At 42.6% G+C, this 12,986-nt stretch carries 10 protein-coding genes; all 10 read left to right on the forward strand.

Annotated elements, in window-relative coordinates; translation table 11 throughout:
- Positions 1-32: 32 nt before the first annotated feature.
- The 10 genes from GQF01_RS25765 (at position 33) to GQF01_RS25810 (ending at position 12,949) form a co-directional block, all read left to right on the forward strand.
- Entirely contained in the window at positions 33-926 is an 894-nt protein-coding gene (locus GQF01_RS25765) for a sugar phosphate isomerase/epimerase family protein (protein ID WP_161409744.1), read from the forward strand.
- 84 nt (positions 927-1,010) lie between these two features.
- Positions 1,011-2,423, forward strand: coding sequence for an ABC transporter substrate-binding protein (locus tag GQF01_RS25770; protein WP_161409745.1), 1,413 nt, complete (start codon positions 1,011-1,013; stop codon positions 2,421-2,423).
- Between the two features lie 26 nt (positions 2,424-2,449).
- Complete coding sequence (locus GQF01_RS25775) at positions 2,450-3,862, forward strand: MBL fold metallo-hydrolase (protein WP_161409746.1); 1,413 nt, start codon at positions 2,450-2,452, stop codon at positions 3,860-3,862.
- Positions 3,863-3,895: 33 nt separating this feature from the next.
- Positions 3,896-4,480: a histidine phosphatase family protein gene (locus GQF01_RS25780; protein WP_161409747.1), complete on the forward strand. Its 585-nt coding sequence runs from the start codon at positions 3,896-3,898 to the stop codon at positions 4,478-4,480.
- A 35-nt stretch (positions 4,481-4,515) separates the two neighbouring features.
- Positions 4,516-5,754 carry a ComEC/Rec2 family competence protein gene (locus GQF01_RS25785; RefSeq protein WP_161409748.1) on the forward strand — a complete coding sequence of 413 codons (1,239 nt, stop codon included), beginning with the start codon at positions 4,516-4,518 and terminating at the stop codon, positions 5,752-5,754.
- A gap of 265 nt (positions 5,755-6,019) precedes the next feature.
- On the forward strand, positions 6,020-6,889 hold the full coding sequence (locus GQF01_RS25790) for an ABC transporter permease (protein ID WP_161409954.1): 870 nt from the start codon (positions 6,020-6,022) through the stop codon (positions 6,887-6,889).
- 13 nt (positions 6,890-6,902) lie between these two features.
- Complete coding sequence (locus GQF01_RS25795) at positions 6,903-7,790, forward strand: carbohydrate ABC transporter permease (protein ID WP_161409749.1); 888 nt, start codon at positions 6,903-6,905, stop codon at positions 7,788-7,790.
- A gap of 237 nt (positions 7,791-8,027) precedes the next feature.
- The gene (locus GQF01_RS25800) at positions 8,028-9,716 is read left to right on the forward strand and encodes a sensor histidine kinase (protein ID WP_161409750.1); all 1,689 of its coding nucleotides are present in this window, start codon (positions 8,028-8,030) and stop codon (positions 9,714-9,716) included.
- Positions 9,691-11,280 carry a response regulator transcription factor gene (locus GQF01_RS25805; protein ID WP_161409751.1) on the forward strand — a complete coding sequence of 530 codons (1,590 nt, stop codon included), beginning with the start codon at positions 9,691-9,693 and terminating at the stop codon, positions 11,278-11,280. Before GQF01_RS25800 ends, GQF01_RS25805 begins: the two co-directional genes overlap by 26 nt.
- Positions 11,281-11,398: 118 nt before the next feature.
- Positions 11,399-12,949: an ABC transporter substrate-binding protein gene (locus GQF01_RS25810; protein WP_161409752.1), complete on the forward strand. Its 1,551-nt coding sequence runs from the start codon at positions 11,399-11,401 to the stop codon at positions 12,947-12,949.
- The last annotated feature ends 37 nt before the right edge of the window (positions 12,950-12,986 follow it).

A 12,986-nucleotide genomic window follows, 5' to 3' on the forward strand; every position in this document is an offset into this window, starting at 1 on the left:
AAAAATGAAAAAAGACTTAGGAGGTCTAAATAATGCGCTTGGCAACAATGACAAGCTTGTTCAGAGAACGAAGCGAAGGAGACGGACACATTGGATATGAGGAGTCCATCCAAAGATGCAAAAATGCTGGTTTCTCCGTACTGGACCTCAACATGTGTGCGATGATTCACAATAAAACCGAACTGAACGGTCCGGATTGGGAAGTCGCACTTTACCGAATTAAAGAAGCAGCAGAGAAGGCCGACGTGGAATTCTGCCAGTCGCACCCGCCCTACTTGCCTGGGACCAAACTTTACCCTGCAGGTTCGGAAGAGGAAACATTCTTTAACGAGATCACCCGCCGTTCTTTGATCGCAAGCAGTGTTCTGGGTGTGAAGACCGCAGTCTTTCATCCCTTGACGGAAATGAGCTTGGACGAACATAGCATGGAAGCCAATCTCCGGCTGAACCATCAAGTTTATGATCCCATTATGGAGCAAGCTGCGAAGTTAAATGTTAATTTGGCATTTGAAAACATGTTTGACGCCAATAGTAGGCGGCGTTTTGGCGTGACAGCTGAAGAGCTGATCGAATTGGCGGATTCCTATAAGGATCCTCGAGTCGGCGTATGCTGGGATATCGGACACGCTAATAGAGTATATGGAAGTCAGCTTCGCCCAATTCGATTGTTAGGCAAGCGGATTATCGCCTTGCATGTTGATGACAATCAGGGGCTGGCAGATGATCATTTACTTCCTTTTCTCGGGAATATCGACTGGAAGTCCATTATGCCGCTATGGAATGAAATTGGGTACAAGGGCGATTTCGTCTATGAGATTAAGATGAATAACGGTATGCCGGAGAAATTGAAGGATTTGACAGCCGGTTACTCTTACGAGGTTGGACAATATTTGCTGTCGATGGCGAATGGCAGTTCCGAAGCTTAATAAGGAATGAACAAGTGAAGAAATTTTTCAGTCTGCGCAGAGTTGTGAGCTAAACAGAAAATAAATAGGAGTGGATAACGAATCATGTATAACAAGTTGAAAGTTTTATTCATGCTAACCCTATGTTTCTCCGTTATTACAGCATGCTCTACCAAACAAGAACAAACATCTACGTCGGCACCTAGTTCTCTGGCCCAAGAAAGCTTGTTGCCAAGCGCTCCTGTTAACGTTGTTTTTTGGCACTCTATGACAGGTGCAGCCGCGACGAATATTGAAAGTACGGCCAAAGCCTATAATGAAACGGTCGGCAAGGAGAAGGGCATCACGATTACTCCGGTTTTTCAGGGTACCTATGATGAAGCATCAACCAAGCTGGCGGCGGTTCTTCGTTCGGGTTCGCAGGAAGAATTACCGGATATTATGCAGCTCAGCTCCAAAGGGATATTTGATGTGAAGGATTCCAAATTTATCGTTCCTGTTCAGCAGTTTATCGATCGAGATAAGTCTGGATTGAACGCAAGCGATTTGAACCCGAATGCGTTGCAATACGCCATGTACAATGACAAAATGCTCGGATTGCCGTTCTCGAATTCATCCATCATGTTGTACTATAACAAGGATCATTTCCGCAGCGCAGGACTGGATCCAGAGAATCCGCCGAAAACACTGGCAGAGCTGGCCAAAACGGTGCAGGCGCTTACCGTGAAAAACGGTGACAAGATTACGCGTTACGGTATTAGTGCACAACTGCGCTTCTTCTTGCTTGGGACGTGGATTCCGATGCAAGGCGAGAATAAATACATATTTGATAAGGAAGAAGGGCGGACTGGTACGCCTACAACAATGACGATGACGAGTGACGGCACATTGAAAACATTGTTGACCGAATGGCAGAAGGTGCTCGCAACCGGAGGGGCAGAATTTACAGATCCGGCGCCTACGAAAGGATTTCAATCCGGGTTGTATTCCATGATTCCAGCGTCTACGGCATCAATGGGTGGATTTAAGAAGGATATTATCGACGCAGGTTTGTTTGATGTAGGGGTTGCAGAATTGCCGCGTGTTAACGAAGCGAGCACGAGTGGTACGGGAATCGGCGGCTCTGCTGTCTATCTTTTTGACCGAGCGAATAAAAACAGCTTGCTGGGAGCATGGGATTACTTGAAATACCTGGCAACGCCGGAGGTGTCGGCGAAATGGTTCATGAACACTGGCTATTATCCGATGAATACCAAGGCTATGGAGTTGCCTGAAACGAAGGAATTTTTGGTGAAAAGCCCGCAGTTCAATATCATCAAGAAGATTAGCGAAAATTCTAAGAATTACAAGAAATATTTGGAGCCATGGATTCCTTCTTTCACGGACGTAGATCGCATCGTGCAGGATGAAATTATCCGGTTCAGTTCAGGCAGTCAAGATTTAGACAAGACGATTGGAAATATTGATTCCAAATCCAAACAGATGCTTAAGGACTGGTGGCAAGCGAATCCGCAGTAGATGTATGAGAATGGGAGTCGAGCGTAATGCACAATGGTCAATTAACGTTTTTTGGCGGGGTTGGTGAATCGGGAGGCGTACAGGTTCTTTATGGAAAAGGTGAACAGGCTGTTTTGTTCGATTTCGGTGTCGAGCACAGCAGCTTGCTGTTCCCCAAACAGCTGACACTGTACGAGCCTGTAGGAGCAACACCTGGCCGTGAACTGCGGCAGTTCTTGCTTGGCGGAATGACCGCCCCGCTTCCTGAACTTTACGACCCGCAGCTTATCCAAACATTGGATATGGCGAAGGTACGCCATTCTTGGGGAGACAGAGATTTTCCTCATTATGAGGAAATCCGCTTGTTTATCGGCCATATGCACACGGATCATATGGCCGTTCTTCCTTATGCCAACCCGGATGTTGCCGTATATATGAATCATGATACTCATTCCCTTTACCGGGGAATGGTTGAGGGAGGCCATACGCCGGATACTGCGGCACGTATTACGGTGTGCGACGATTTAAGCGTTGTCAATTTTGGCGAATTTACGATGCAGATCGTCGAGATGGACCATAATGCTACGGGGTCAGCGGGTATTATTATTGACAGCGGCGACCACAAAATCGCGTATACGGGAGATTGGCGGAGACAAGGCAAGCATCCGGAGCGGATCGACCGGTTCATCGAGCTTTGCCGTGATAAGCAGATCGACCTGTTAATTACGGAAGGAACGCGTCTTGCAGCGGACCCGGCTGCTGATTTGCCCAGCCAAATGACGGAAGTCGAGTTGTTGTCCCAGTATGCGGATATTGTGGATGAAGCGGGAGGGCTCATTTACCTGCAAATGTCGCCACGGGATCTGGAGCGAATGGCCGATATGATTGCTATTGCCGTGGAGAAAGGGCGGAAAGTGGTCATGGAGGCTTCCCATGCCGTCATCTGGCATCGGGCAAATCGAGAGTGCCTGCGTATTCTGGAAGCGCACCCCGCGCTTGGCGCAGATATTCAAATCGTCGATGCGACAGTAACGGACAGGATGCAGGTGCCTTACAAGACGATTTCCTTGGAGGAAATAGCCGAGCGGAAAAATAAATATGTCTACTTTTATAAATTCCCCGATCTCGCCCATATGATTGAACTGGAAACGCTCGGCGATTTGCAGGGAAGCTCGCATTTCATTCAATCCGATTATAGCGTTAAACTCGATCATGCTGATGTGGCGAAATATTTGAAAACCTTCGGAATTACCGGTCATTCGTTATGCAACGGTGGGCATGCGCATCCCGATGCTATCGCCGATATGATCGAGCGTATAGCTCCTCAAGCGGTTATTACACTGCACAGCCGCCATCCAAGGTCGCAAAATACAAAAGGGATTCACGCGTATTTTCCGCAAAAGGGAGAGACAGTGGAGGTGACTTCGATCCTTGCTTCCGCTTTACCGAAGGACATGTAAGGAAATACAGATATCAGAAGGAGAGGAAACACGATGACCACGATTACCTTCGTCAGACACGGCATTACCGATCACAATGTGGAGAAGAGAGCACAGGGCCATACGCAAAATCCGCTGAATGAAACGGGAAGAGCACAAGCTGCATTAGTTGCCAAACGGCTCTCCGAAGAGCAATGGGACGTCTTCATCTCAAGTGATTTAAGAAGAGCCCGAGAAACAGCGGAAATTATTTCTGCTGCAATCGGCAAGCCAGTTGACGTATTCGATGAGCGGCTGCGCGAGATGGATCGAGGCAAAATCGCCGACACTACGCAGGAGGAACGGGTTGCACGATGGGGAGAGAACTGGGCCGAGCTCGATATGGGCCAGGAAACTCACGAATCCATGCGTGCGCGCGGAGTCGACTTTGTTCGGGATATCGCTTCACGGTATGCGGACCGCAAGGTGCTTGTTGTCACTCACGGTTATTTCCTTGGACAAACCTTTAAGGAATTAATGAAGGACGAGTCAACGGGTGACGAATTGCGCAATACGTCCGTAACTACGATTATTCATAACGGCGAGAAGTCGGAGTATTTGCTGTACGATTGTGTCAAACACTTATCTGATAATTTCTAATTTCTAGTTAATCTAGTATAGAGGAGAGTATTTTGATGAAAACAAAATTGACAATGAAAATTGCAGTGGTTGTACTATTTTGTATGGGTTTGCTGATGTCAAACGTAACATCATTTGCAGCTGCTCCTGCGGAAGCTGGCGTTTATTTTATCAACCTTGGTCAAAAAGGAAATGCTACTCTGATAAAAACAATCAGTGGTACTACGGCAAGCTATGGGTTGGTTGACACAGGATTGAGTGCAGATTTCACAACGTATGTACAGCCATACTTAACCTCAGTACTTGGATCGACAAAATTGTCTTTCATCGCTTTCTCACATATGCATGGGGATCATGCAGGGGGTGCCGAAGCAGCAATTGCTAATTTTGCGGATGCAAACACTACACTTTATATCAAGGACGTAGCAGATCCTGCTTCAAGTTATTCCGGTGAATCTAGTATTGGCACTAGAGCTGATGCTATCATTGCGGCTGCGAAAGCTAAAAACATGCCTATCGGTAAAATAAAGCCTTATGAAACCTTCGACAGTGATATTGGATCCTTATCGGAGCTTAGAGGCTTACCTGCTAACAAATTCAAGGCCAAAATTGAGAAGTTTACTAAAAATGCACAAGGCAGCTATGTATCCGTAGGGCTATATGATGCTATTACATTTGGTAAATTTACTATGACATGGTTTAATGGGAACGACTGGAATCACGAGTCTATCATAGAACAACTGTCATCCAATAAATGGGATGAAAATTTGAATGCAGCTACTTTGTTGTTAAAGTGCACAACAAGTACGGGAACGAATTTCAGAACATACTTGGGCGCTGACGTAGGTGAGAATAGCAATCAAAACTATTCTTATGAAGTTGGCAAAAAAATAGAAGAAATCGTAGGGAATATAAGCGTTTATCAGGTTGCTCATCATGGATTCTATTTTAGTCTCATGCCGGACTCCATCGCTAGCACGATCAATCCTAAGTATGCGATTGTTACGAACAGCTATAATGACATCGTGAATACTTATTATGAGAACCATGATATAACGAATCCGACTTCTGCCGATCTGACAGACGCTACCAGCACGCTGAAGGAAACTTTGAATAGTACAGTTCTGCAGAAAATGTATTTTTTAAGTGGAAAAGGCGGCGGAACGGATAATAGGATCATTGAAGCTCTGAAAGCAAATAATTATGCATTGCTTAACTGGACCGGATCAACAATCAAATCAGGCAATGTAAATGTTGAATTTGGCGGTACGGATCTCACGATAACACAACCGTAAAAACTTTCGAATATTTGTTGGACAAGAACATTATCTCATTAAGGGCCGCGTAAATCGCGGCTTTTTTGTTTTGTTAAGGTTCTTCATTTATTTGCTCCTTTAAAAAAGTCAGAAGAACGATAACAAAAAAGTCAGCATACTGTTAGTGGCGATTTCAACCCTATTGTATGATATGAGCATAGAAACGCAGAAAGAGGGGAGTTACTTGGCAGAGGCAGCAAGGATTCAAAAGAGAGTTTTTAAAAAGTATATCCCGCTAACATTAATGACGGTTCCTGGGTTGCTTTACCTAGCACTCAATAACTACCTACCGATGTTCGGAATCATTATTGCTTTTAAAAATATTAACTATTCCAAAGGGATATGGGGTAGTGATTGGATTGGTCTCAAAAATTTCGAGTATTTATTTAGGACATCAGATGCATATGAAATTACGAGAAATACGATTGCCTACAATGTAGTATTTATTATATTAGGAACCTTACTCTCTATCGGAGTTGCGATCCTCCTAAATGAAATTAAAAATCGGTTCATGTCAAGGTTATACCAGAGTATTATTTTGTTGCCGTTTCTCATTTCTATGGTCATCGTCAGTTACTTAGCTTATGCAGGTCTAAGCTTGGAAGCTGGTTTCCTCAACAAGACGGTACTTCCTTTATTTGGTTTGCAGGAGATTGACTGGTATCAGGAGTCGAAATATTGGCCAGTCATTTTAACGTTGATCCATGTATGGAAAGGTCTGGGTTACAGTAGTATCGTTTATTTTGCTGCCATCATCGGAATTGATGAAGAATATTATGAAGCAGCGAAATTGGATGGAGCTAGCAAATGGCAGCAGATCCGTCATATTACGTTCCCGCTGTTGGCTCCTACGATAACGATGTTGGTTTTGCTAAGCATTGGAAGAATATTTCATTCCGACTTTGGCCTGTTCTATCAGGTCACGATGAACTCTGGCGCAATTTACTCGACAACCAATGTGATCGATACATACGTATACCGAGGATTGAAGGAACTGGGAGACATTGGCATGTCGGCGGCAGCTGGTCTGTATCAATCGGTAGTCGGATTTATTCTCGTCCTTTTAACCAACTATTTGGTTGGTAAATTCAACAAAGATAACGCATTGTTCTAGCGAGGTGACATCTATGAAAAATGAAGGTAAATCGCTTCAGTGGTTTGGACACATACTTATGATTTTGCTCTCCCTGGCTTGCGTGGTTCCTTTTATTCTCTTGTTTCTTTCATCCATTACGGATGAAAATGAGATTATTCGAAACGGGTACTCATTCCTGCCGACCCAATTCAGCATGCTGGCATACCGATATATTTTAGAAGAAGGCGCAGATATTTTTCGCGCATACGGCATCACAGTGCTAATTACAGTGATAGGGACGACAGCGAGCCTTGTGTTCACTTCATTATTGGCATATCCTATTTCGCGAAGAGATTACCCTCTTCGCAATGTATTAGCATTCGTCGTATTCTTCACTCTATTATTTAATGGGGGACTGGTACCGTCTTATCTGATATACTCGCAGATGCTGGATATCAAAAACACTATTTGGGCACTGATTATACCAGGACTTTTAATGAACGGATTTAACGTCATGCTGATGCGGACTTATTTCCAAACCTCAATTCCAATGGCCGTGATCGAGTCAGCAAATATAGATGGGGCGGGAGAGGTCAGGACGTTTGGATCGATTATTCTTCCACTATCAATGCCCATTCTTGCGACGGTGGGGCTTTTCCAAACCATTACCTACTGGAATGATTGGATGAATGGAATGATCTATATAACAGATCCACGTTATTACAGTATCCAAAACCTGCTAAATCGCATTTTGCAGGATGCGCAGTATTTGGCAAGCAGCGAATTCAATTCTGGTTCCAATACAGCAGCCCAATCACTTCCCAGCTCTACCGTGAAAATGGCTATTGCGGTAATCGGCATTATCCCGATTCTAATCACCTACCCGTTCTTCCAGAAATATTTTGTCAAAGGGATTACGATCGGGGCCGTGAAAGGGTAACTAATTTTCAAAAAAACATATCAGGTCCATTGAATAAGCTCGTACGGGCTTATTCAATGGGCTTCCTTTTCTTATTAATATTTAATAATAATGATATATTTGAGATATTAAAATGTAGAAAGCCAAAAGGTGTTGTGAGGTAGGTGTTATATGAAGGCATCAAAGCTAAAATGGAAGCATTCCTTCAATTCAATAAAGATGAAATTGATGCTGGGGGTATTGATTTTAACATTACCATTGATCACTATACTAATCTATTACAGTGTTTATTCAACCAAAGTCGTTCGAAATCAGGTAGCGGATTCTTATAAGAACATGATGATACTATACATGGATCAGGTTGATAAAACTTTGGAGGACAGCGAAAAGTATATTAATAACACGGTGGCGGCTGATTCCGATTTTATCTCCTATCAATTGTCGAAATCGGATTATGATTATAATTTCAATAAGATCATGATGTTCAATAAATTATCGAATGATATTGGCATGTATAAATCTGTAAACTCTTTTTTTCTATACGCTCCCAAAAGAAATGATATGTTACGAGTCACCAGAGATAGGGGCACCATCGAAGAAGATGAGGCCATGAATAACGTCATTAAGATGACCGTGGATTCCAAGCGAATCAATTCAAAAGATTGGAATGTTGAGCAGATCAATCAAACCTATTATTTAATGTATATCTTCCAATCCGGGGATGTTTATTTTGGAGCCTGGATCAAAGCGGACAATCTGATGGTTCCCTTCAAAACAATTGATTTTGGTACGAACGGCGGTGCTTTATTCGCAACTCAAGACGGAGTGCCTTTGACGAACGTTGACCTTGTCAATCGAAATCAAGTTCAGCTGAAAGCGGTCATGGAGAATTATTATTTATCGGGTAATTCTCATAATTTCTTGGTGGTCGGAGAACCATCATCCAAAGGGGACTTTAATCTGATCGCACTCGTGCCTGACGAGAAGATCCTTGAAAAGCTGCCCTATTTACAAAAAATGGTTGGTCTTATCACCTTTGCAAGCCTTTTTTCACTGCCATTAGGGCTGAGTTTGTTACGAAGAACGATCATGCTTCCGCTTTACCGTTTGATGGCTGCTATGAAAAGAATTCGAAGTGGTCATCTGGAGGCTCGAATTGAAACATTTCCAACATCCGATGAATTTATCCTAGTAAATGAGACGTTTAACAATATGATGGCACAAATCGAGGGACTACGGATTAATGTTTATGAGGAGCAGCTAAGTAAGCAAAATGAAGAGCTGCAGCGATTACAACTGCAGATCAATCCTCATTTCTTCATGAATTCGTTAAATGTATTATACAACTTAGCAAAAGTGAAAAACTTTGAATTGATTAAGGAAATGTCCTTATCTTTAATGAAATATTTCAGATATATGCTTAGAAGTAATCTCAGTTTAGTGAAGTTAAAAGATGAGCTTGAACATACACAGAATTATTTTCGTATCCAGGAACTTCGTTTTCCAGGAAGCCTGACCTGTGAAATTAACGCACCGGAATTTTTAATCGATACCTATGTGCCGCCTCTTGTTATTCAAACTTTTGTTGAAAACACGGTGAAGCACGCGGTTACGCTGGATGAACTCATTCATATTTCAATCGATATTGATGTAATTGAGCTAGATAGTGTTCCTTATATTACCATTGCAATTCAAGATACGGGCAGGGGCTTTTCCGAAGAAGTGCTGCTTGTTCTGCAAAAAGAGGAAAGTCTGGTCACCGAACAAGGGGAACATGTCGGAATATGGAACATTCAACGGCGACTCCGCCTGTTGTATGCCCAATCTGCCCAAATCTCTTTTTCGAACAGTTTGCCTCATGGAGCAGCCATTTCGATTACACTGCCTATCCATTTGAAAATGAAAGCAGGAGTTGCGAACGATGTACCATTTACTGATAGTAGATGATGAAATGCATGTGATTGAGGGCGTAAAATCCGACTTGGACTTAGCAAAAAATGAAATCTCTGAACTCTACACGGCATACAACATAAGGCAAGCTAAAGCTATTTTTGCTGAGCACCGTATTGATATTATGTTTTGTGACATCGAAATGCCGCAAGGGAGCGGCTTGGAGTTGCTTGCTTGGGTAAGAGAAAATCACCTGGAAACAGAGGTGATCTTCTTGACTGCGCATGCGGACTTCAAGTACGCCAAGCAAGCGATTCAACTTGGGAGCCTAGCGTATTTGATTAAGCCCGCACTTGTCGATGAACTGGAAGAGGTTCTAATGAATGCTAAGCAAAAAATTTCCAGACATAGCGAGCTTCATCGTGTGAATCTGTTATGGACGCAAAATCAACACTTAATAGAGGAAAGGTTTTGGAAGGATTTACTTGATCAAACCATACCCTCCAACGAAAAGGAATTAAAGGAAATTGCCTTGCATCGGAATTTTCTTTACTCCGAAACGATGACTTTTCTGCCTGTTCTAATCAGCGTTCAACGCTGGCATCAAGAATTTAGCATGCGCGATGAGAAAAACTTGGAATATGCGCTCAAAAATTCGGCGAAAGAAATGATTGTTCAGCAAGTCATGTGCGGGCAAATACTCCCCATTGATAGAGGGCAGATACTCGTCATTCTATATTTCGACATGTACACTGATGAGCTCTTGGAAAAGTTAATAAGCAGTTGTGAAGCTTATATCGAGTCTTGTAATCGTTATTTTCACTGCGACTTATGCTGCTATCTGGGTACTGATGGTTATCTGCACGAGGTTTTGCCTATTGTACAGGAATTGAGAGCGTTGGATACAAATAATGTGGCATTTAATAACAAAGTATTCCCGTTAATCGGGAAAGCTGTCTCCTCTGTGCAGATCCAATTACCAGATATGACCGTCTGGTCAGCGATGCTAAAGAAGGGAACGAAGGAGAAGGTGATCGCGGAAGCAACGGAATTTCTAGAGAAATTGGTGCAAACAGAAGAGTTGAATGCGAATTTGCTGCGTCAATTTTATGAAAATTTTCTTCAGATGACGTACTTCGTACTGAATCTGAAAGGCATTCAGGCTCATCAATTATTTTGTGATGAGATATCTTTGTCTCTGTCCAGCAAGGCTACTCGTTCAGTAACTGACCTGTTAGCTTGGATTCGGCATACCGTTGTGAAAGCAATGGATCAAGCGGAGGCAGTCGAACAAGCAACTTCGGTAATTGCGTCTGTCAAGCAGTATATTGCCGTCCATTTGGACCAAGCGGAGTTATCCCGTGAAGATTTGGCTGAGCATGTCTACTTGCATCCGGATTACTTGTCTCGTTTTTTTAAGAAAGAGACGGGTATGTCCATATCTGATTATTTACTGCAAGAAAGAGTGAATCTGGCCAAGGTGTTACTGTGCAAGAGTGATATGTCGATCGGCAGTATTGCATTCTCCGTGGGTTATTCGAATTTCTCCCATTTTTCCAAAATGTTTAAAAAAGTGACGAACCTGAATCCAAATGATTATCGTCAAAGGAATGGTATATGAGCTCAAAAAGTCATTAAGGAGGTAAGGAAAATGTCATTAAACTGTTAGCAGGCTTGATATCCCTAGGTTATTATTACAACTAGAAACAGTCATAAACTTCAAAAAAAGGGGTTAGAGCATGAATAAACGGAAAAAAATGATGACGATGTCTTTGGCAATGCTCATGGTAACTACGTTTTTCCTAACGGCATGTGGTAAGGATGCAAGCAATCAGCAAGTTGTTTCCACCAATACGACAACTGCTCCAAACACAAATTCGTCAGGTAAAGGTGATACGAAAGCGCCTGCTGAGCTTACGATGGCATTTCCTATTTACGGAGCTATGCCAAAAGATATGAATCTTATTGAGGAAGAAGTAAACAAGATCACTAAAGCGAAAATAAATGCTACTGTCAAACTTTTACCTATTAACTCTGGGAATTGGGTTCAGCAAACGAATCTAATGATGAGCAGTAACGATAAACTTGATCTTATGACAATAAATGGCGGGGGCGGCGGTTATCCTTCTGTTGTGGCTAAAGGACAATTAAAGCCATTGGATGATTTAATTGCGCAATATGGAAAGGGGATTTCCGCTGTTTTGGATCCCGCCTATCTGAATGCTTCAAAAATTGATGGCAAGATCTATGGCGTTGCCAGTATTCGGGACTTGGCGAAAAACTATGGGCTAGTCATGAGAAAAGACATTATTGACAAATATAATATTGACATAAGCAAGATCAAAACTTTAGACGATGTTGAGACTGTTCTAAAGATTGTAAAAGAAAAAGAGCCGGATTTAACTCCAATTGCTTCAGGCGGGACCGGCAGTACGTTTTTAAAAGTATACAGACCAGAAGATCCATTAGTTGATGGCTTTGGCGTTCTGCCGAGATATGACAATAATATGAAAGTTGTTAATTATCAAGAAACACCGGAATATGCTGAACTAATCAAGAGGTTCAGAAGCTGGTACAAAGCCGGTTATGTTTTGAAGGATGCGGCTACGAGCCAAACATCAACGAGTGACTTGGTTAAATCCGGAAAATTATTTGGATATTTGGCAGGGATGAAACCTGGCTATGATGCTCAGGAATCCAGAGCATCGACTTATCCGATGGTGACTGTGCAGCTGCTTGAACCGGTTGCAACAACAGGAACGATTACGAACCTTATGTGGGGAATTCCGCAGATTTCAAAGTATCCAGAGCGCGCTATGATGCTGTTAAATTTATTGTATACGGATAAAGACTTAATTAATTTACTTGACTGGGGTATTGAAGGCAAACATTATGTGAAAGTTTCTGAGAATATGATCGACTTCCCGCCAGGCGTTGACGCAAAAAACAGTGGTTATTACTTGGGGCTAAGTTGGATTTTTGGCAACCAATTTCTCTCTTACGTGTTTAAAGGCGATGATCCAGATATCTGGAAAAAGATGGATGAATTCAATAAAAACGCTAAGAAATCGAAGGCGCTTGGCTTTAACTTTAACGCCGAATCTGTGAAAACGGAAATAACAGCAGTAACGAACGTAGTCAATCAATATCAAAAAGGCCTTGAAACTGGAACACTCGACCCGGATAAAGCGCTTCCTGATTATACCGCTAAACTCAAAGCAGCAGGCATCGATAAAATTATACAGGAAAAGCAAAAGCAATTGGATGAGTGGGTGAAGACGAAAAAATAGGTTTGAATGATTCCCCAATCAACTTTGCGAATGTTGA

The organism is Paenibacillus silvestris, from assembly GCF_009882985.1.
GTDB classification, from domain to species: domain Bacteria; phylum Bacillota; class Bacilli; order Paenibacillales; family NBRC-103111; genus Paenibacillus_E; species Paenibacillus_E silvestris.

Coding starts and splice junctions, on each gene's coding strand:
- GQF01_RS25795 (WP_161409749.1), top strand. CDS start 6,903: ATGAAAAATGAAGGTAAATCGCTTCAGTGGTTTGGACACATACTTATG.
- GQF01_RS25770 (WP_161409745.1), top strand. CDS start 1,011: ATGTATAACAAGTTGAAAGTTTTATTCATGCTAACCCTATGTTTCTCC.
- GQF01_RS25780 (WP_161409747.1), top strand. CDS start 3,896: ATGACCACGATTACCTTCGTCAGACACGGCATTACCGATCACAATGTG.
- GQF01_RS25785 (WP_161409748.1), top strand. CDS start 4,516: ATGAAAACAAAATTGACAATGAAAATTGCAGTGGTTGTACTATTTTGT.
- GQF01_RS25790 (WP_161409954.1), top strand. CDS start 6,020: ATGACGGTTCCTGGGTTGCTTTACCTAGCACTCAATAACTACCTACCG.
- GQF01_RS25775 (WP_161409746.1), top strand. CDS start 2,450: ATGCACAATGGTCAATTAACGTTTTTTGGCGGGGTTGGTGAATCGGGA.
- GQF01_RS25765 (WP_161409744.1), top strand. CDS start 33: ATGCGCTTGGCAACAATGACAAGCTTGTTCAGAGAACGAAGCGAAGGA.
- GQF01_RS25810 (WP_161409752.1), top strand. CDS start 11,399: ATGAATAAACGGAAAAAAATGATGACGATGTCTTTGGCAATGCTCATG.
- GQF01_RS25805 (WP_161409751.1), top strand. CDS start 9,691: ATGTACCATTTACTGATAGTAGATGATGAAATGCATGTGATTGAGGGC.